The sequence below is a fragment of the Sungkyunkwania multivorans genome (assembly GCF_042675645.1).
In the GTDB taxonomy this organism is placed as follows: domain Bacteria; phylum Bacteroidota; class Bacteroidia; order Flavobacteriales; family Flavobacteriaceae; genus Sungkyunkwania; species Sungkyunkwania multivorans.
Genome location: NZ_JBHTJH010000005.1, coordinates 58,525 through 77,009, shown reverse-complemented (window position 1 = coordinate 77,009; position 18,485 = coordinate 58,525). Strand labels below are relative to the sequence as shown.

Here is an 18,485-nt window from a genome sequence, read left to right as displayed (position 1 = left end):
TTCCTGCTGCCGACGAATTAGGCTCAGGCCAAACGTAGCCTATAATGAGGATATGTTGAATGTCTTTCTCCAATTTAGAAATAAAAAAACGCTAGTCAAAGCTAGCGTTTTCTTTATTAGTATTGAACTATCCTACGCGACAAATAGCGGCGTGTCTTGCATCATCTGGTGTACTTTTTCACCGATGACCTCTAACATGGAATCGTTTTCAGCATTCTTGATGACCTCGTCGATCAGCGCAACGATGGCCTCCATATCTTCCTCTTTGAGTCCGCGCGTAGTGATCGCTGGGGTTCCAATTCTAATGCCAGAGGTTACAAAAGGGCTCTTATCATCAAATGGCACCATATTCTTGTTTACGGTGATGTGGGCCTTGCCAAGTGCCTCTTCTGCCAGTTTTCCAGTCACTCCTTTGTTGCGAAGGTCGATCAACATCATGTGATTATCAGTTCCTCCCGAAATGATATGGTAATCTCTAGCGACAAATGCCTTGGCCATCGCGTCAGCATTTTTCTTTACCTGAATGACGTAGTGCAAAAACTCATCTGTCAAAGCCTCTCCAAAAGCAATGGCCTTGGCGGCGATGATATGCTCTAGAGGGCCTCCTTGATTTCCAGGAAAAACTGCAGAATCCAATAAGGACGACATTTTGCGGGGCTTTCCACTTTTTAGTGTAATTCCAAAGGGATTATCAAAATCTTTACCCATCATTATCAATCCGCCACGAGGTCCGCGCAGTGTCTTATGGGTGGTGGTGGTCACAATATGACAATGTGGGATCGGGTCATTGAGAATTCCTTTGGCTATCAATCCGCTTGGATGCGAGATGTCTGCCAATAAGATCGCATCTACACTATCGGCGATCTCTCTGAAACGCTTGAAATCGATATCGCGCGAATAGGCCGATGCACCGCAGATGATCATTTGTGGCCTTTCTCTCTTGGCTATTTCTGCTATCGTATCATAGTTCAACACCCCGGTTTCCTTATCAACTCCGTAGAAGACGGGCTTGTACAATTTCCCAGAGAAGTTTACTGGCGAGCCATGCGTTAAGTGTCCGCCATGTGAAAGATCAAAACCAAGGATCTTATCTCCTGGCTTTAGGCAAGCAGCGAATACTGCCGTATTGGCCTGCGAACCTGAATGCGGCTGTACGTTTGCCCATTCGGCCCCAAACAATGCCTTGGCACGATCAATGGCGATCTGCTCAATGACATCCACTACTTCACATCCGCCATAATAGCGTTTGCCGGGATACCCTTCAGCATATTTGTTGGTAAGTACAGAGCCTGCAGCTTCCATCACCTGATCGCTAACAAAATTTTCCGAAGCAATCAATTCAATACCATTCAATTGCCTTTCGTGCTCTTCTTGTATGAGTTCAAAGATCTGTTCGTCTCGTTGCATTTTAACGTTGTTTGTGTTGTTGTGTAAGCGACTATGGTCGCCATATTTTATGTAAGCGTCAAAATTATGAAAATAAGTACAAGAAATATCGTCAAAGTACCGAATATACTAACAAGTTTTTCACATACTTACAGATATATGCAAGGCTCATCTGCCTTTATAGTATTCGCAAAAATTTGAGTCATTTTTATCAATTCCTTTTTAAAAATGGTCCGAAATAAAAATTACTCAAATTCTTAGGGCGGGATAGCGTAATATTTTATAATATTGTTTGGAAAAAGTAAAAGATTATGCCGCTTACAGCTAACGATCCCAATAGAAAAACGTGGTTGCACGTTCCAGAGAATTCAGATTTTCCGATTCAAAATATTCCCTTTGGCGTTTTTCTCACTCGCGATGATGTCATTACGATAGGCACACGCATTGGAAATACCGCGATCGATCTGGCCGCATTGCACCAATTAGGATACTTTAAAGGTGTGCCGCTTACAGATGATATTTTTCTTCAGGATACGTTAAACGATTTTATCGATGACGGGAGGAAGACATGGCGATTGACCAGAAACCGTATCGCGGAGATCTTTGACAAAGAAAACCCATCACTTCAAAACAATAAGGAGCACAGAGACATTGTATTGTTCGACATGGATGAAATTGAGATGCAGTTACCCGTTCATATTGGTGACTATACCGATTTTTACTCGAGCAAGGAACATGCAACCAATGTGGGTACCATGTTTAGAGACCCCGACAAGGCCTTATTACCAAACTGGCTTCACATTCCGGTAGCCTACCACGGGCGAAGTTCTTCTATCGTACCGTCTGGCACAAACATTCACAGACCCATGGGACAGACGATGCCTGCTGGAGCTGAAACGCCCGTCTTTGGCCCATCGCGTTTAGTCGATTTCGAACTGGAAATGGCCTTTATCGCAACCGATGGAAATCAATTGGGTGAGCCAATTCCTATCGAAAAGGCCGAAGAGCATATCTTTGGACTGGTGTTGCTTAATGACTGGAGTGCTAGAGACATTCAAAAATGGGAATATGTTCCCTTAGGACCCTTTCTAGCAAAAAACTTTGCATCATCGATCTCCCCATGGATCGTTACCTTAGATGCTTTAGAACCTTTTAGAGTTGCAGGTCCTCAACCTATCAAAGAGCAATTGCCCTATCTTCAATACGAAGGAGAAAAAAGCTACGACATCCACTTGGAAGTAGCCATTACACCAGAAAATAGCAGTCCGACCACCGTTTGTAGGTCCAATTTTAAATATTTGTACTGGAACATGGCACAGCAGTTGGCGCACCATACCGTGAACGGTTGCTTGATCAATTCGGGCGACATGATGGGCAGTGGTACCATCTCTGGCCCAACTAAAGATAGCTATGGGTCAATGTTAGAACTTACATGGCGAGGAGAGAATCCAATAAAGATGGCCGATGGTACAGAACGCAAGTTTATCAATGATGGTGACACCGTGACCATGACCGGATATTGTAAGAATAATGAAGTGAGAATTGGCTTCGGGGAGGTTTCCAACAAGTTACTTCCTCCTTTCAATAAGAAATAAATCTCACAATAAAACGTTGTATTATAACCCTGAAGAGTGTTCTTCGGGGTTTTTTGCTACATTTGGCACTGAATTTGAACACCCCAAATCTATAAACTGAAAAAACCTAGCGATTATGAAGAAAGCATTACTCTTTTTATCAGTCATTTTTGTAGCTGCCTGCAGCAGCGTGAAAAAGACACAAGAGGCGTTGAATACTGGTAACTACGATCAGGCCATTGCAATCGCCATAAAGAACTTAAAGTCGAACAAGACAAAGAAAAATCGTCAGCCTTATGTATTAATGCTCGAAGAAGCTTTTGTAAAAGCAGCGGATAGAGACTTAAAGGAGATCGAATTTTTAAAGAAGGATGGCCATCCTGCCAACCTCGAATCAATCTACGAAACTTATCTAAGGCTCGAGAATCGACAAGAGCTGATCAAACCATTATTGCCTCTTCCAGTCTTGGATAGAGGAAGAAATGCCACATTTAGGTTCAACAATTATACAGACGAGATCATCGCCTCGAAAGACGATCTGTCCGATTATTTGTATAAGAATGCGAAAGGACTGCTCACCAATGCTACCAACAAATTGGATTATAGGGCCGCCTACGACGACCTGAGCTATTTGGATCGGATCAATCCAGGCTTTAAGAATGTGCGTCAGTTGATGGACGAGGCAAGTTTTAAAGGGACTGACTTTGTTTTGGTCAATATGAAGAATCAGACGCAAATGGTCATCCCGCAACGCTTGGAAGAAGACCTTCTAAATTTTGATACCTACGGACTTGACGATAAATGGACCGTGTACCATGGAAATAAACTGAAGCAGATCAAATACGATTTTGGAATGGAGATCGCTCTTAGAGACATCAACATCACTCCAGAGCAGATCAGAGAGAAGCAAGTGATCAAAGAAAAGCAGGTAAAGGATGGTTGGAAATATCTTCATGATGATGACGGGAATATCGTAAAGGATAGTCTTGGTAACAATATCAAGGTAGATAATTTTAAAACGGTACGATGCGAACTATACCAGTTCACTCAATTTAAAGCAACGCAAGTAACGGGTATGGTGAAATTCAAAGACCTCCGAACCAAACAACAGCTAGAAAGTTTTCCTATCAATAGCGAATTTGTCTTTGAGCATGTATATGCCGACTACGATGGTGACAAACGCGCCTTGGACGATCATTTCCTAGGTCTAATAGGCCTAAGGGCTGTACCATTCCCCAGCAATGAACAAATGGTGTTTGACACGGGTGAGGATCTCAAGGAAAAGATCAAATTCATCATCACCAGGAATAAGTTAAGAAACTAAATTACGAAGGCGTCTAAAAAGGGATAGCATCGAGTCATTGCGATTCGCTTTTGGCGGAGAAGCAATCTGTCTGTAGATTCGTAAGAATTTAACAGATTCCTTCCCCGCTGTTTCGGGGTCGGAATGACGTCTTTTTCGACGCCTTATTTATACCCGTATAAATACTCGTTTTAGGAATGAGGTAGAACCATCCTTTTAATGATGATTGGACTCATATAACTTCGCAATATCAACCAAACCTAGTAAGTTATGAGAGCCTCCCACCTTTTTATCCTTCTATCCTGCCTTGCCTTATTTGTTTGTTGCAAACAGCATGGAAAGGTCACAGCCCCTCAGGTCGATCAAGACAATTCACAAGCATTGATGGCCTCTATGGAGGATCGCATCGGTTTCCCCGATTTTGGTTTTATGGTACAGCCCGACGATACCATTCCCATTTCGAGAGTTTTTAAGCTCAGTGATGACTTCCCACGCAAAGAACCAGTGATCGATGAGGGTGTTAAAAATATTCTCGCTATCGATTTCAAGAGTGATTGGAGAGCCTACATGGATGAGGTGAAAAAATATGTTTTTGAAGGGAATGCATCCGAGGATTATGAAAACTCTTTCTATTTAGAGGATAACAAGGTCCGCCCTTGGTATCATGTCCCTTGGCAGCATTGGGGTCCGAACGGTCGTGAAGGATATCACGGCCTCACACAAGAAGGTCCAGTTGACGATAAAATGCTTGCTCCAACGCAAATTTCTGAAACGCACGCCTATGCAGTAGGGTTCTATAACGATCTTGGTGGATATGCCATTGGAAAGGTATGGAACAAGCCCGAACCCAATTACTCTTTCTTTGAATTTGATGGTTTTCCTGAAGGAACAGTGGTTGCCAAAGTACTCTTTGTGCCGCTTGAAGCCGACGAAGTGCCTTATTTGAAGAATCCGGTCAGTTGGGATGCCTATATATATGCGTCTGATATTCCAGGGAACAATTCAACCTCAAAGAATAGAATCACCTCGAAGGTCAATTTGATACAAATGGATATCATGGTGAAGGATAAGCGAGCCATCGATACCGGTGGTTGGGTATTTGGAACGTTCGCCTATAACGGAAATCTTGAAAACGACAATCGATGGGATAATTTAACGCCCGTTGGCATCATGTGGGGAAATGACCCAGATCATAACAAAACGAGCTATAATCCTACCCCCACCAAGACGATCATCAATCCAGACCTCAAGCAAACCATTATCAATGACAACCCCGAAGAATTGCCACCGATGCATTTAGGTTTTGCCTCCCGCCTTAACGGACCTGTGGACAACGCATATTCTAGCTGCATGTCTTGTCATAGCACTGCCCAATATCCAGTTGTAAGTGCCATCATGCCCTTTTTGAACAATCAAAAGGTAGCTATTCCAGAGGCTGGAACGAACGCAAGTGCCCAATGGATGCGATGGTTTAGAAATGTCCCATGCGAGACTCCCTTTGACCCTAAAAAGGCCACAAGTTTCGATTATAGTCTTCAATTGGTGAAAAGTATACAAAACTATATCGACTATGCCTCACAGGCAGAAAAAGGGCATTACAGCGAAGAATATTGGTCCAAAGGTCATAAAATAAGAAGAAGCAGCATAGTGTCTGATTAACGACATACCTCTGCGGGTTACTAAAGTTTGAGAATTTAGATAGTTTAAGACCCAGACACTGACATCCCTATCGTATTATTCCTTAAACCTTAGGAATGATCTTTAGGGAGCTGTTTTTTAGGAAGCCATGATCTTTACCAAGAGTTCTTTTAGCAGATCGCCCTGAGGAAGGTTGCTGGCACCTACACCCTTGCTCTTGATGTCCACATCGCGCAAGTAGGTAATGATCTGACTTACCTTTTTCATCGGATAATTTCGTGCCGCGGTGCTGTACTCTCCTATAAAGAATGGGCTCACCCTTAAGGTGTAAGCGGCATGGCGAGGGTTCTTATCACTAAGGCCATGATACTTTAGCAGTTGGGAGAAGAAGTTATACAATAAGGCCACCGTAACCACCAAAGGATTATCCTTTGGATTCTGAGCAAAATAATTGATGATTCGTGTGGCTTTTAGCATATTCTTTTCGCCAATGGCCTTTCGAAGCTCAAAATTGTTATAGTCCTTACTGATCCCAATGTTCTCTTCGATCATCTCTGGGGTGATCTCGCTCCCTTCAGGAATGATCAGTTGCAACTTCTCTAGTTCGTTGTTGATCTTTCCAAGGTCGGTACCCAAAAATTCGACCAACATCTGCGATGCTTTTGGAGTGATCTTATATCGTCTTCCAGATAAGACCCTTCGAATCCAATCTGGAACCTGATTCTCGTAGAGTTTTTTACTCTCGAAAAGCACGCCGTTCTTTCCGATCGTCTTGTAAAGTTTCTTTCTTTTATCGAGCGTCTTGTATTTGTAGCAAATGACCAGTATTGTTGTTGGTTGGGGGTTTTCGGCATACGATTCCAGCTTCTCGATCGTACGAACCAATTCTTGGGCTTCTTTTACGATCACCACTTGACGCTCTGCCATCATCGGATAGCGTTTTGCATTGGCGATGATATCCTCGACAGAAACATCTCTTCCGTAAAGCACCATCTGGTTGAATCCCTTTTCCTCTTCGCCTAAGACGTTCGCCTCAATGTAATCGGCGATCCGGTCAATATAGTATGGCTCTTCGCCCATCAAAAAATAAATGGGCTTTACGTTGCCATTAGCAATTTCCGACACTATTTTCTTTACTTCTTCCAAAGAGATGCTATTTGTAGTGAATATCTAAAATCAAAACATCCCTTACTTACTTACTTGCAGTAAGGCATATTTGTGATTTCATAAGGGAAGTCGTTAATTTGAGCCATGATAAAATTGAACTTCCCCAACTATAACTTTCGAATCAAAAATAGCGAAAATACCTTCTATATTTTCGACCCGATCCGGAAAAAATTCATAGTTCTTCAACCCGAAGAATGGGTACGACAACATGTAGTTCAATTTCTTATAAATGAAAAAAAATATCCTGCCTCCCATATCAATGTAGAAAAGTCGCTCACTATTAACGGATTACTGAAAAGATATGATATCGTAGTTTTCAATAAAGACGGTAGCATTCATTTGATCGTAGAATGTAAATCTCCTAACGTATCGGTCGATCAGCATACATTTGATCAAATAGCGCGATACAATCTTGCGCTGGACGGGGATTACCTCATGGTCACCAATGGTCTAGACCATTATTATTGCCAGTTGGACTATGAATCAGAAAAATATATCTTCTTACGAGATATTCCATCTTATATCCGTTAATTTGCACACGATTCAATGAACGCCTGAACGTCTGATGACCAAACTAGCCATCGTCATACTCAATTGGAACGGAAAGGGACTCTTGGCAGAGTTCCTCCCTTCGGTCATACAATACTCTGATGAAGCTGACATCTATGTCGCTGACAATGGCTCTACCGATGATTCGGTTGCCTTTGTACGAGCCACGTTTCCAAAGGTGAAGGTCATTGAAAATAAGGAAAACGGAGGTTTTGCGAAGGGCTATAATGATGCACTGAAATATGTGGATGCCGATATCTATTGTTTGCTCAACTCTGATGTAGAAGTTACCAAAGGTTGGTTAGGTCCGGTGCTATCGCAATTTGAAGCCTCCCCGAATACAGCGATCATTCAACCGAAGATATTGGATTATAAGGACCGGCAACGTTTTGAATATGCTGGAGCTGCTGGAGGTTTTATAGACAAATTGGGCTATCCCTACTGTCGCGGCAGGATCTTCCAGTCCATTGAAGAGGATGAAAAGCAGTACGATGATATCATCGACATCTTCTGGGCCACGGGCGCCTGCATGTTCGTAAGACGTGCAGTTTTTGAAGCGCTTGGGGGATTTGATGAAGATTATTTTGCACATCAAGAAGAGATCGATTTTTGTTGGAGAGCACATAACCTCGGCTATAACGTACAGTATGTTGGTCACTCACATGTGTATCATGTTGGTGGCGCCACCATGAGTAACATGAATCCTCTCAAAACGTTCCTCAACTTTAGAAACTCGCTTTACTCCATTACTAAGAACCTACCTAAACGTACGGTACTGAAGCTGGTCTTGATCCGATTGCTCTTGGATGGTATTGCGGCGGCGCGATTTGTATTTCAATTTAAATTTTCGCATTTCTATGCTGTTCTGAAAGCTCATTTCAGCTTTTACTGGAATTTTCGAAGGACCTTTAAAAAACGTGGAAATGCTAAGAAATTCACAAAATATCAAGGTACCACATCTGTGGTATGGTCATACTTCGTACATAGAAAGGAAAAGTTTTCTGAACTTTCGTAAAATATCTCGCGGCAAGGCCATAAAGCATTTATTGAAAAACCATTTTGATTTCGGGGTAAGCCTTGGAACTTTTAAATCTCGATTATCGAGTAAAAAATATGTTAACCTACGGTCAAGCCTAAAGTTTTTTAATACATTTGGGAAACTAACAATAAAAAGAAACTAAATTTTAGTAATCATGAAGAAACTGATCCTACTAAGCGCTTCAATACTAATATTGGCCTCTTGTGCCTCTAAAAAAGAAATGGAAGCGCTACAGGCCAAACAACAAGAAACCGAAGACCTTTTAAATGCGGCTAGCATGAAGCTCAACCTATGTCTTGAGGAAAAAGCAGGACTTACCGCAAAAGCACAAGGTCTTGAAAGTCAAGTTACAGCATTGAACCGAACCAATGGTGACCTCATAAAACAAATTGGCGACCTTACGACCTTGACATCCAAAGGTGCCACCAACTTAGAGAAGTCATTGGAAAGCCTTAAAGAAAAAGACTTGCGTATTCAACGTTTGCAAGATGCCATGTCTAGAAAAGACTCTGTAACATTGGCACTTGTCACCAGTTTAAAAGGAGTTTTAGGCAACCTTGCCGATGATGATATTCAGGTAAATGTTGAAAAGGGCGTCGTCTTTGTATCCATCTCTGACAAATTATTATTTAAGAGTGGTAGCTACACGATCACCGACAGAGCTAAAGAAGTTCTTGGGAAAGTAGCAAAAGTAGTAAACAACAAGCCTGATTTCGAGTTTATGGTCGAAGGCCATACTGACGATGTGCCAATTAAAAGAGCAGGCATCAAGGATAACTGGGATTTGAGTGTTTTAAGAGCGACAGCCGTGGTTCGCACCTTGCAAAACGATTTTGGTGTAGCGCCAGAACGTATGACGGCTGCAGGTAGAAGTTACTATGTGCCAGTGACAGAGAACGATTCTGCTGCTGACAGAGCCAGAAACCGAAGAACACGCATCGTTGTCCTACCTAAATTGGACCAATTCTACAATATGATCGAGGAAGGCATGAAGCAAGCTTCTGCTGGAGGCAAATAAAGATCGATAAGTTTTTATCTTAAAAAACCCGCTTCCATATGTGAAGCGGGTTTTTTTGTTTAAGAGGCCATCTTGCTATCCGCAATGAACGGGTCGGAATAAAAAAAACACCGCGGCAACGGTGTTTTTAGGTTCCTACTTCAGCAGGAATGAAAATTAAAAGATTTAGGTCTGGCCTATTAAATCCTTCTCATTAACAATAAAACCAAGTCGTGTCCTATTTCGACTCGAAAAAATCTTTTAGTTGACCGAAACCATCGGTATTAATTTGTGAGCTTTCCACGGCTTTGACCAGCTGCATCATGTTCTCGGGCTTCATCTCGTCTCCCAACACTCGTACCACAGCAAAACCCATATCCTTATAACTTCCAAAGAGGATCAATTCGTCGATACTTTCATCATCTCCGATAAACTTTACAACCCCTCTTGCCTCTCCACTGCTAAAACGCATCAGCTCTTCATATTTCTCGTTCTTAAGGATCTCGTTCACCTTGATCTTCTCTGCTTCATACTGCGATCTTTTCGCTGGGTCTAGACGATAGGCCAAAATATTGAGTTTACCGAGTGACTGATATGCTTCCTTTTGATCTGTGCTCAATTCAGATTCTGAAAGATTGAGCATGGAAGCCGGAATATCGACCACTAAAAAATTGGGGTCCTCGGTTCCTTGTACATAATATTGCTGAAGGCTTTGTTCGCTGCTACAACTCCCTAATACCAAAATTATGAGTGTACTTACAACTATTTTTACTAGAGTATTCATCTTATGATCGGTTTTGTTCGTTTTTTGTTGATGGTGATGGTATTGACTGCAATTATAACTATTGCCTAGGGCTTGAACCCTAGGCGCTAGTATGTTAGGCTATTTGTAATCCTTAACTCTTGTTCTTCTCACCAGCCTTTTTTAGGTTCTTTCCACCTGGGAGATCCATCTGGTCGGTAAGCTTTCCCACCTGTCTCAGGTCGATGTCTCCTGTAAGTGAAAGCAATACTGTTTCAATCTTCTTGCCGTTGACGTTCACATCCTCGATCCCGGTAACATACATCAACAATTCTTTCACATGGTTCTCGTCCTTTCCTTCCTTTACATAGAACTTTACGTTAGAGCCACCTTCACGTACTCGCATCAGTTCCTCTAGGTCAGAATTCTTAAGGTGCTTGGTAACCCAACTACCTATATCACCAGCGATCTTTTTGTCTTCTGTAGTGATCACTTTAAAATTGGTGATACTGTTGACTAGGGTTGCAAACTCTTTTGCTTCAGGGTCGTTAGATCCTTCACTTAGGTCTCCCAACATCCTAAACATCTTAGGGCTTACCGATACGAATCCTACATCTGGATTGTTCTCATACTTATCAAAGATGGACTGTCCGAAGCCTATCAAAGGCAAAACTGCTATTGCTATAGTTAAAACTATCTTTTTCATTTTTTCTATTAATTAATTGTTAGACATAGGTAAAATGGAATTCGCCACTAGATCTTCTTTCTGTTTTATGACCCTTTATGTGGCTCATTTCATGATATCAATTAAAATTTACTGTTTGTTGTATAAAAATTTGTTTGTTGTTTCTTTAAACTCGTCGATATGATTGATGTGCTGTGTTCCCTGATTGAACTTTTCCAATTGTGAGATCGAAGCAGTCCCTTCATTTAAGGCGTTGAGATAGGAGACTTGCTGTGTCGCCTGGTCTGTCGCCTTGTTAAAGTTTTCAGAGAACATGGCCAAGACCATTTTGGCCTGTGCCAATTCTTCTGGTGTAGGTTCTGGGTCTAAAGGCCCACCAATCCCAAAATAGGTGCCAACCATTAAAACGGCCACTGCTGCTACCGAAATCCATTTTAGATACTTGCTCTTTCGCTTAGGGGTTAATGGAACGGTCTTGGTGTAACGCTCTTGCTTGGCGGCAGAAAAATACTGGAACATCGGTGCGTACTGTGCGAGATGCGGCGCCACATCCCCATTTACAAAATACTGTCGTAGCTTTTGTTCCTCGGCTGCCGTCGTGGCCGCCTCAAAGTATTTTTCCAATAATTTTTCTATGTTAACTAACTCCATAGTTGTGTTTTTTTATCAATTCTTCTCTTACAGCTTTTCTAGCCCTCGATAGTGCTACCCTCACTGCGGTGGGTTTCATTTCTAACATTTCGGCGATCTCATCGAAATCGTATTGTTCTACATCTCTTAGTTGAATGACCATTCGTTGTTGCTCTGGCAAGGTTTCCATGATCCGTTGCATCCAATCCAAGCTGTCATTCAATTCCACTTGCTTTTGAAGGGATACATTCTCATCCTTATAATTGCTGTGCACCAACTTCAAATTACTCGCCTGTTTCGACTTTAACTTGTCCAAACAGAAGTTCTTGGTCATCGTCATCGCAAAGGCCTCCACATTCTTATATTTCGACATTTGCTCATTCTTATCCCATAATTTCAACAGCACCTCTTGGGTGGCATCTTCGGCCTCTTCATTAGAGACCAGCAATCGCTTTGCCAATCTATATACCTTATCTTTAAAAGGCATTACAATATTTAAAAAATCAGACTGTTGCATTTTGTTTGGTTAGCTTGCAATACCATCTTATGATCGCATTACAATAGGAAGACGAGAAAGGATCGATTTTGTAACATCGGAATGAAATTTTTATTTTCTATCTTGCAATAACGTAAGTAAAATAGCTGTTCTTACTACTAAACTCAATAATCAAATATAGCAATGATGAAGAAATTTATATCCAACTGTTGGCTGATGGCCACTATAGTTGTCATAGCAACCGCCTTGGGTTGTTCGGATCGCGACGATAGTATCACTCAGGCCTCTGGCGAACTTGTTGAGGAAGACTTTATTTGGAAAGGCCTTAACCTTTTTTACTTTTGGCAAGATATCGTTCCAGACTTGGCAGATGATCGCTTTACCACCAATCAAGAATATACGGAATTTCTACGAAGTTGGAATTCTCCTGAAGAGCAATTTTACAACCTCTGCTATCAGCACGAAGTGATCGTTGGCAGCAGTGCAGCTGAAGACCGTTTTAGTTTTATAACCGATGATTACAATGAACTCATCAGTCTTTCCACAGGAGAATTTAGGACCAACGGTGTCGAATTTGGATTGATACGCTTTCAAGATAATAACGACGTATTTGGATATGTCCGTTATATTCTTCCCAACTCTGATGCGAGCACCAAAAACATACAGCGTGGCGATTTCTTTTTAGGAGTGAATGGCACTCAGATAACAGTTGATAACTTTTCTAGTTTACTATTCGGCAGCAATGACAGTTATACCTTGAATATGGCCAGTATCGCCAATGCCAGTGGATTTACGTCCAGTGGCGTCTTAAGCTCTGCCTTGGAATTGAATAATGTAGATGTGGCATTGACCAAAGCTGCCTATACAGAAAATCCAGTCTTTATTACCAAGACCATAGAAACTGGGGGTAAAAGGATAGGCTATCTGATGTACAATGGCTTTACCAGTGCATTTAATACCGAATTGAACAACGCTTTCGCTACGTTCCAAAATCCGGCTATCACCGATCTTGTCATCGACCTTAGATATAATCCAGGTGGCTCTGTAAATACCGCTACGGCCCTTGCGAGCATGATCACTGGTGGAAATGCAGGCCAGTTATTCCTTAAAGAAAGATGGAACAGCAAAATTCAGCCGCAATTAAGTGAAGATCAAATCAGTAATAATTTTGCAAGCCAATTGAGCAACGGAACTGATATAAACAGTCTAGGGCTCTCCGAGGTTTATATTTTAACGACTGGTAGCTCGGCATCTGCCAGCGAAGCATTGATCAACGGGCTAGATCCGTATATTACTGTAAAACAGATCGGCACAAGAACCAGAGGTAAGAACGAGTTTTCGATCACCTTGGTCGATGATGTAGGAAACTCTCTTGTGTACAATCCGGGACGCGTGGGGAACATCAATCCAAACAATTCGTATGGAATGCAACCGTTGGTTGGACGAATCGAAAATGCTGCCGGTTTCTTTGATTATACCGATGGCATCGCTCCAGAGACGAATCTTCCAGAGGATCTTACCGACCTGGGCATACTCGGCGACGAGACCGAACCACTATTGGCAGAGGCCATTGCACAAATAACGGGTACGACCCGAAGAAGTATCAAAGATGTTCCTGATGTCAGAAATATATATGATTCTAAAGAGGGTATTCGTTTCTGGGGAGGAATGCAGGTTGATGGAAAAAATTTACCACCGATCAATGATTTGCTTGCTATAGAAGAATAATATGGCAATCCCATATTAGCTAAAAATGCCGCTTTCCATTTGAAAACGGCATTTTTTCATGAACATGTTTTAGCTACTACAGCGATAGAGAAAAGCCCAATCGTACATTCCTACCTCGCGTGGTAAAATCTACAACTTCCAAATAATCCTCATCTAGAACATTGTTGATGCTGGCGAAAAACTTGAACCTGTCATTTAATCGATGGCTTAAATAGACGTCAAACAAATTAAAGGCATCCAATACGACATTGGTAAAGGTCGAAAAATCCGTATCGATCCGCTTCCCGGAGTACTGATAGCTGAGCGAGGTAAAGGTATTCTTATTGATATTGTACCCCACAACCGCATTCACCCTGTGCTTTGGTAATCTGAGGCGCACATCATTCGTACGCTCGGTAAACGTATAATTCGTATCGAAACTCAACGTTTCGCTTGGTTTCCATGATAGTTCGACCTCTACTCCTTTTGCCGTAAACTCATCTTCGGCATTGAGATACTTACCTTCAAATGTCGTAAAATCGATAGTGGTGAAAGTGATGACGTCTTGCTCTTTCCGGTTAAAATACAACCCACTAACTCGCATTTTCTTCGAAGGACGATACTCGACCCCTCCCTCAATCGTTACATTCGTTTCTGGATCCAAATCTGGATTCGGACCAAAGGCACCATATAATTGCGATAGATTGGGTGCAATGAACGAAGTCGCATAAGAACCGAACAGTTTGGCATACCCCTCGCCTATTTTAATTGCAAAGGACGGATTGAAGTTATAAATAAAGTTCGTACCATACTCACTGTGGTTGTTCAATCTAGCACCGGCGTTCAGGTTGACCCCAAGTTCAGAAACATACACCACATTGAGATAGGGGTCTATGGCCGTCGTTTCTTCCTCTCCCGCAAAGAACAAGGTCTTGTTTTGAATATAGTTAAGTCCCACGATCGTATAGAAGGTGTCATCGAAATTATATTTATTGAAGATATCTCCAATAATACTTTGCGAATCGGTGGTTCTAGGAAAACTGTCGTTGAATTGGCTATCTATCGAGTTGATGGCCAAATTTAAGGTCAAACTGCCATTACCATAGTTAAACTTGGGGGAGATGCCAAAGCGCAATTGCTCGGTTTCCGAAGTATTCGGCTGGTCTTCCCAGGCAAAGGTAGTCGGGTTGGTGCCATCATAGGACACCTGAAACTTATCATAATTGGCTAAAATCCCTAAATCGAATGCCTCGGAGAATCGATATCCGAACTTCACATTTCCATTGATACGACTGTAAGGGTCTCGCTCCTCGCCTATCACTGCCGAAAGGCCGTCGGTATACTGATGACCAAATCCCACCAAGAATGCTATTTTTTCTTGTTTTGCCGCAATGGTGAGGTGATTGCTAAAATCAGCAGGATCATAGTTGCTGTCGTCTTGGGATTGATTGCTTCCGATAGACGATTCAAAATTGGCGCTTAGTCCATCTGTATTCGCAGTCTTGGTGGTAATATTGATCACCGCTGCAGCCGCTGCGTTACCATACAAAGTACTCGCTGCGCCTTTTAATATCTCTATCGATTCGATCTGGGAAGTGGATAAAAGGCGAAGGTCATATTCCGCATTTACCGCGGAGGGGTCAGAAACTTGAATTCCGTCGATGATCACTAGTACTTGGCGGTTGTTCCCGCCACGTACAAAGCTTCCTATGACGTTTCCAGCGTTGCTTCGACTACCATTGACCTCGATCCCACTTTTGGTATTGATAATTTCGGCAACGGTCCTTCCTTGATTTTTCGCCAGTTCTTCTTGGGTGATCTTGATCACGGTCTTCCCAGAGTTTTCTCTTTTTAGCTGAAAGCGGGAGTCGGATACGACCACTTCATTCAATTCTTCTACCTTATTTTCTTTTGTTTCTTCCAATGTTTGCTGTTGGGCAAAGCCAATGGTGCAGAACAACGTAACTACAACAAAAGTGTACAGTTTTTTGTTCATTTAAATTTCATTAATAGGGAAAAAGCATGAGTCTCCTCTATGCAAACCTTTATCCCGAAAGTTTGACAATAATTGATGAATCTGGCAGGTCTCCTGGCTTTTCAATATCATTTCACCTTCCCGTGCCTTAAAAAGACACAGTGGTTATGAAGCAAATGATATCCTCTGGTATAGAGGTGTCAAAAAATTCGACATGAATTTACAGTTGCGGGAACAGCTCAGGAATTGTCAATGATGAATCATCATTATAAAAATACGCACCTGATTCCCTTTTAATCGACCAGCAATGTGATGCAGGCCGAACCAAAATTCGTAGCGAAAGTAAACAATTTAAATAAGCTTCATAGCGAACAGTGAATAAATCTTATTTTTGAAATACCAAAACCAATTCCATGAACAAATCGATACTACCATTTCTACTGCTACTGCTTGTCTCTTGCGGAAAGGAAAAAAAGGAGCAACCAGCGCCTTTTGAGAAACCGCAGCAGGAAAACACCACAGTCATAAAATATGCTGCCGGGTTCACTATTGAGAAAGGCGAGGTCCTGACCACCATTGAGGTAAGTACTCCTTGGCCAGATGCTGAGAGGACCTACAAATATGCATTGATCCCAAGGGAAAAGGCCTTATACACCAGCGTCAATGTCGATACGTATGATGCGGTCATTCTAACGCCGGTTGAGCGCCTTGTAGTAACTTCCACCACCCATATTCCAGCCTTGGAGATGCTCGATGTTGAAGGTACACTCGTCGGTTTCCCAAGCATTGAATATATTTCATCCGAAAAAACGAGAAGAAATGTAGAAGCTGGCAAGGTGAAAGAGGTCGGTAGCAATGAGGCGATCAATACCGAGGTCCTCATCGATCTGCAACCCGAAGTGGTCATCGGCTTTTCTATCAATAGCAGTAATAAGGCCTATGAACGTATCAAGTCTGCAAATATTCCAGTGGTCTACAATGGCGATTGGACCGAACGCACACCCCTAGGAAGAGCTGAATGGATCAAGTTCTTTGCCCCTTTCTTTGGCAAAGAAAAAGCAGGTGATAGCGTTTTTTCAAGTATTGAAAAGGAATATCTCAAGGCAAGGGAAATGGTGAAGAAAACAACCAATAGGCCGTCGGTTTTAGGCGGAGCCATGTATAAGGATGTTTGGTATCTTCCGGCAGGAGAAAGTTTTCAAGCGCAATTCTTAAAAGATGCCAATGCCGACTATCTCTGGGAAGATTCAGAGGGAACGGGAAGTTTGTCTCTCAGTTTTGAGAATGTACTGGAAAAAGCAAAGAACGTGGAGTTTTGGATTGCTCCAGGGCAATTTTCGAGCTATCAGGAAATGAAGGAGGCCGATAACCATTACGAGCAATTTGCGGCTTTTCAAAACAAAAATATCTATACCTTCAATTTGACCAAAGGCGCGACTGGAGGAATTCTTTATTACGAGCTTGCCCCCTATCAACCACATATTGTTTTGAAGGACATGATCAAGATCCTTCATCCAACGATTCCATTCGAGCACGAAAATGTTTTCTTTAAACCTTTAAAGTAGTTGACAAAGCCTAAAACATATCGTTTCGCATTCATTTGGCTCATTTTTTTATTATGTTGCTGTTTGCTGCTCAATATTTCATTAGGTTCGGTACGCATTCCCTTTGATCAAATCCTCTCATCGTTCTTTGGAGATACACTTGAAAAAGAATCTTGGTCGTATATCATCTTTAACTATCGCTTCCCAAAAGCAATCACCGCAATTCTGGTGGGGTCAGGCTTGGGATTAAGCGGATTATTGATGCAAACACTGTTTAGAAATCCGTTGGCAGGACCATTTGTCTTAGGGATCAGTTCTGGCGCAAGCTTGGGCGTTGCACTCTTAATTATGGGAGCCTCCTTTTTTGGCGGTACGTTTGCGGTGATGATCACTTCGGGCTACAGTTTAGCCATCGCGGCCAGTGCTGGAAGTTTTTTAGTGCTGTTGGCGGTGCTTGCAGTATCTATCCGCGTGCGAGATTCTATGGCTATACTCATCATTGGGCTCATGTTTGGAAGCATTACCGCCTCGGTTGTTAGTGTTTTGGCTTATTTTAGTCCCGCAGAGCAGTTGCAACAATACATTTTTTGGTCTTTTGGCAGCATTGGAGATCTAAGCTGGAAGGAAGTCGGAATATTTTCTATCATCGTAGGAATCGGAATGATGCTGAGTGTATTCTCTATTAAATCACTGAATTCATTATTACTGGGAGAAAACTATGCCAAAAGTCTTGGAACGAATATCAAAAAGACTCGATTACTGATCATCCTTGCCACAAGTCTATTGGCTGGAAGTATTACTGCCTTTGCCGGTCCGATCGTTTTTATAGGCGTTGCGGTCCCGCATTTGACCCGACAAATATTTGACACCTCGAACCATAAGATATTAGTACCGGCGGTGCTTTTATATGGAGCAATTTTAATGTTGTTATGTGATATAGTGGCGCAATTGCCCAATAGCGAGCTTACCTTACCGATCAATGCGGTTACGTCGATCATAGGAGCACCTGTAGTGATATGGCTCTTGGTAAGAAAACGAAAAATGATGTTTTAG

General features: G+C 42.1%; 16 protein-coding genes and 1 riboswitch. Of the genes, 9 read left to right on the top strand and 7 right to left on the bottom strand.

Annotated elements, in window-relative coordinates:
* Nucleotides 1-132: 132 nt before the first annotated feature.
* Nucleotides 133-1,407 (bottom strand): serine hydroxymethyltransferase, encoded by a 1,275-nt coding sequence (locus ACFQ1M_RS09250; RefSeq protein WP_386407304.1) that lies wholly within the window; start codon nucleotides 1,405-1,407, stop codon nucleotides 133-135.
* Nucleotides 1,408-1,697: 290 nt separating this feature from the next.
* Here ACFQ1M_RS09250 and fahA point away from each other — a divergent pair, with 290 nt between their 5' ends.
* The 3 genes from fahA (at nucleotide 1,698) to ACFQ1M_RS09235 (ending at nucleotide 5,922) form a co-directional block, all read left to right on the top strand.
* Complete coding sequence (fahA, locus tag ACFQ1M_RS09245; RefSeq protein WP_386407301.1) at nucleotides 1,698-2,981, top strand: fumarylacetoacetase; 1,284 nt, start codon at nucleotides 1,698-1,700, stop codon at nucleotides 2,979-2,981.
* A 115-nt stretch (nucleotides 2,982-3,096) separates the two neighbouring features.
* Nucleotides 3,097-4,284 (top strand): hypothetical protein, encoded by a 1,188-nt coding sequence (locus tag ACFQ1M_RS09240; RefSeq protein WP_386407298.1) that lies wholly within the window; start codon nucleotides 3,097-3,099, stop codon nucleotides 4,282-4,284.
* 249 nt (nucleotides 4,285-4,533) lie between these two features.
* A complete protein-coding gene (locus ACFQ1M_RS09235; protein WP_386407295.1) occupies nucleotides 4,534-5,922 on the top strand; it encodes a hypothetical protein in 1,389 nt (462 codons plus the stop codon).
* Nucleotides 5,923-6,039: 117 nt separating this feature from the next.
* Here the strand turns inward: ACFQ1M_RS09235 and holA are convergent, their stop codons facing one another.
* Nucleotides 6,040-7,047: a DNA polymerase III subunit delta gene (holA, locus tag ACFQ1M_RS09230; RefSeq protein WP_386407292.1), complete on the bottom strand. Its 1,008-nt coding sequence runs from the start codon at nucleotides 7,045-7,047 to the stop codon at nucleotides 6,040-6,042.
* 105 nt (nucleotides 7,048-7,152) lie between these two features.
* On the opposite strand from holA, the gene ACFQ1M_RS09225 reads away from it, so the two are divergent.
* The 3 genes from ACFQ1M_RS09225 (at nucleotide 7,153) to ACFQ1M_RS09215 (ending at nucleotide 9,674) form a co-directional block, all read left to right on the top strand.
* Entirely contained in the window at nucleotides 7,153-7,599 is a 447-nt protein-coding gene (locus ACFQ1M_RS09225) for a type I restriction enzyme HsdR N-terminal domain-containing protein (RefSeq protein ID WP_386407289.1), read from the top strand.
* A gap of 34 nt (nucleotides 7,600-7,633) precedes the next feature.
* Complete coding sequence (locus ACFQ1M_RS09220) at nucleotides 7,634-8,632, top strand: glycosyltransferase family 2 protein (RefSeq protein WP_386407286.1); 999 nt, start codon at nucleotides 7,634-7,636, stop codon at nucleotides 8,630-8,632.
* 178 nt (nucleotides 8,633-8,810) lie between these two features.
* Complete coding sequence (locus ACFQ1M_RS09215) at nucleotides 8,811-9,674, top strand: OmpA family protein (protein ID WP_386407283.1); 864 nt, start codon at nucleotides 8,811-8,813, stop codon at nucleotides 9,672-9,674.
* Between the two features lie 217 nt (nucleotides 9,675-9,891).
* On the opposite strand, the gene ACFQ1M_RS09210 is transcribed toward ACFQ1M_RS09215, so the two are convergent.
* The 4 genes from ACFQ1M_RS09210 to ACFQ1M_RS09195 all read right to left on the bottom strand — a co-directional run bounded on the left by ACFQ1M_RS09210 (nucleotide 9,892) and on the right by ACFQ1M_RS09195 (nucleotide 12,227).
* On the bottom strand, nucleotides 9,892-10,437 hold the full coding sequence (locus ACFQ1M_RS09210; protein ID WP_386407280.1) for a DUF4252 domain-containing protein: 546 nt from the start codon (nucleotides 10,435-10,437) through the stop codon (nucleotides 9,892-9,894).
* A gap of 112 nt (nucleotides 10,438-10,549) precedes the next feature.
* On the bottom strand, nucleotides 10,550-11,101 hold the full coding sequence (locus tag ACFQ1M_RS09205) for a DUF4252 domain-containing protein (protein ID WP_386407277.1): 552 nt from the start codon (nucleotides 11,099-11,101) through the stop codon (nucleotides 10,550-10,552).
* A 108-nt stretch (nucleotides 11,102-11,209) separates the two neighbouring features.
* Nucleotides 11,210-11,731, bottom strand: a complete 522-nt coding sequence (locus ACFQ1M_RS09200; RefSeq protein ID WP_386407274.1) for a hypothetical protein — start codon at nucleotides 11,729-11,731, stop codon at nucleotides 11,210-11,212.
* On the bottom strand, nucleotides 11,718-12,227 hold the full coding sequence (locus ACFQ1M_RS09195; RefSeq protein ID WP_386407271.1) for an RNA polymerase sigma factor: 510 nt from the start codon (nucleotides 12,225-12,227) through the stop codon (nucleotides 11,718-11,720). Before ACFQ1M_RS09195 ends, ACFQ1M_RS09200 begins: the two co-directional genes overlap by 14 nt.
* Nucleotides 12,228-12,422: 195 nt before the next feature.
* On the opposite strand from ACFQ1M_RS09195, the gene ACFQ1M_RS09190 reads away from it, so the two are divergent.
* Complete coding sequence (locus ACFQ1M_RS09190) at nucleotides 12,423-13,934, top strand: S41 family peptidase (RefSeq protein ID WP_386407268.1); 1,512 nt, start codon at nucleotides 12,423-12,425, stop codon at nucleotides 13,932-13,934.
* 76 nt (nucleotides 13,935-14,010) lie between these two features.
* Here the strand turns inward: ACFQ1M_RS09190 and ACFQ1M_RS09185 are convergent, their stop codons facing one another.
* A complete protein-coding gene (locus ACFQ1M_RS09185; RefSeq protein ID WP_386407266.1) occupies nucleotides 14,011-15,909 on the bottom strand; it encodes a TonB-dependent receptor plug domain-containing protein in 1,899 nt (632 codons plus the stop codon).
* A gap of 66 nt (nucleotides 15,910-15,975) precedes the next feature.
* A riboswitch (cobalamin riboswitch) is annotated at nucleotides 15,976-16,232 on the bottom strand.
* Nucleotides 16,233-16,301: 69 nt separating this feature from the next.
* On the opposite strand from ACFQ1M_RS09185, the gene ACFQ1M_RS09180 reads away from it, so the two are divergent.
* Both ACFQ1M_RS09180 and ACFQ1M_RS09175 read left to right on the top strand, forming a co-directional pair.
* Nucleotides 16,302-17,453 carry an ABC transporter substrate-binding protein gene (locus ACFQ1M_RS09180; RefSeq protein ID WP_386407263.1) on the top strand — a complete coding sequence of 384 codons (1,152 nt, stop codon included), beginning with the start codon at nucleotides 16,302-16,304 and terminating at the stop codon, nucleotides 17,451-17,453.
* Nucleotides 17,454-18,485, top strand: coding sequence for a FecCD family ABC transporter permease (locus ACFQ1M_RS09175; RefSeq protein ID WP_386407260.1), 1,032 nt, complete (start codon nucleotides 17,454-17,456; stop codon nucleotides 18,483-18,485). It abuts the gene before it with no gap.

What these genes read in the sequence shown, in the direction of transcription:
- ACFQ1M_RS09250 (WP_386407304.1), bottom strand. Translation starts at nt 1,407, where the DNA reads ATGCAACGAGACGAACAGATCTTTGAACTCATACAAGAAGAGCACGAA.
- fahA (WP_386407301.1), top strand. Translation starts at nt 1,698, where the DNA reads ATGCCGCTTACAGCTAACGATCCCAATAGAAAAACGTGGTTGCACGTT.
- ACFQ1M_RS09240 (WP_386407298.1), top strand. Translation starts at nt 3,097, where the DNA reads ATGAAGAAAGCATTACTCTTTTTATCAGTCATTTTTGTAGCTGCCTGC.
- ACFQ1M_RS09235 (WP_386407295.1), top strand. Translation starts at nt 4,534, where the DNA reads ATGAGAGCCTCCCACCTTTTTATCCTTCTATCCTGCCTTGCCTTATTT.
- ACFQ1M_RS09225 (WP_386407289.1), top strand. Translation starts at nt 7,153, where the DNA reads ATGATAAAATTGAACTTCCCCAACTATAACTTTCGAATCAAAAATAGC.
- ACFQ1M_RS09220 (WP_386407286.1), top strand. Translation starts at nt 7,634, where the DNA reads ATGACCAAACTAGCCATCGTCATACTCAATTGGAACGGAAAGGGACTC.
- ACFQ1M_RS09215 (WP_386407283.1), top strand. Translation starts at nt 8,811, where the DNA reads ATGAAGAAACTGATCCTACTAAGCGCTTCAATACTAATATTGGCCTCT.
- ACFQ1M_RS09210 (WP_386407280.1), bottom strand. Translation starts at nt 10,437, where the DNA reads ATGAATACTCTAGTAAAAATAGTTGTAAGTACACTCATAATTTTGGTA.
- ACFQ1M_RS09205 (WP_386407277.1), bottom strand. Translation starts at nt 11,101, where the DNA reads ATGAAAAAGATAGTTTTAACTATAGCAATAGCAGTTTTGCCTTTGATA.
- ACFQ1M_RS09200 (WP_386407274.1), bottom strand. Translation starts at nt 11,731, where the DNA reads ATGGAGTTAGTTAACATAGAAAAATTATTGGAAAAATACTTTGAGGCG.
- ACFQ1M_RS09195 (WP_386407271.1), bottom strand. Translation starts at nt 12,227, where the DNA reads ATGCAACAGTCTGATTTTTTAAATATTGTAATGCCTTTTAAAGATAAG.
- ACFQ1M_RS09190 (WP_386407268.1), top strand. Translation starts at nt 12,423, where the DNA reads ATGGCCACTATAGTTGTCATAGCAACCGCCTTGGGTTGTTCGGATCGC.
- ACFQ1M_RS09185 (WP_386407266.1), bottom strand. Translation starts at nt 15,909, where the DNA reads ATGAACAAAAAACTGTACACTTTTGTTGTAGTTACGTTGTTCTGCACC.
- ACFQ1M_RS09180 (WP_386407263.1), top strand. Translation starts at nt 16,302, where the DNA reads ATGAACAAATCGATACTACCATTTCTACTGCTACTGCTTGTCTCTTGC.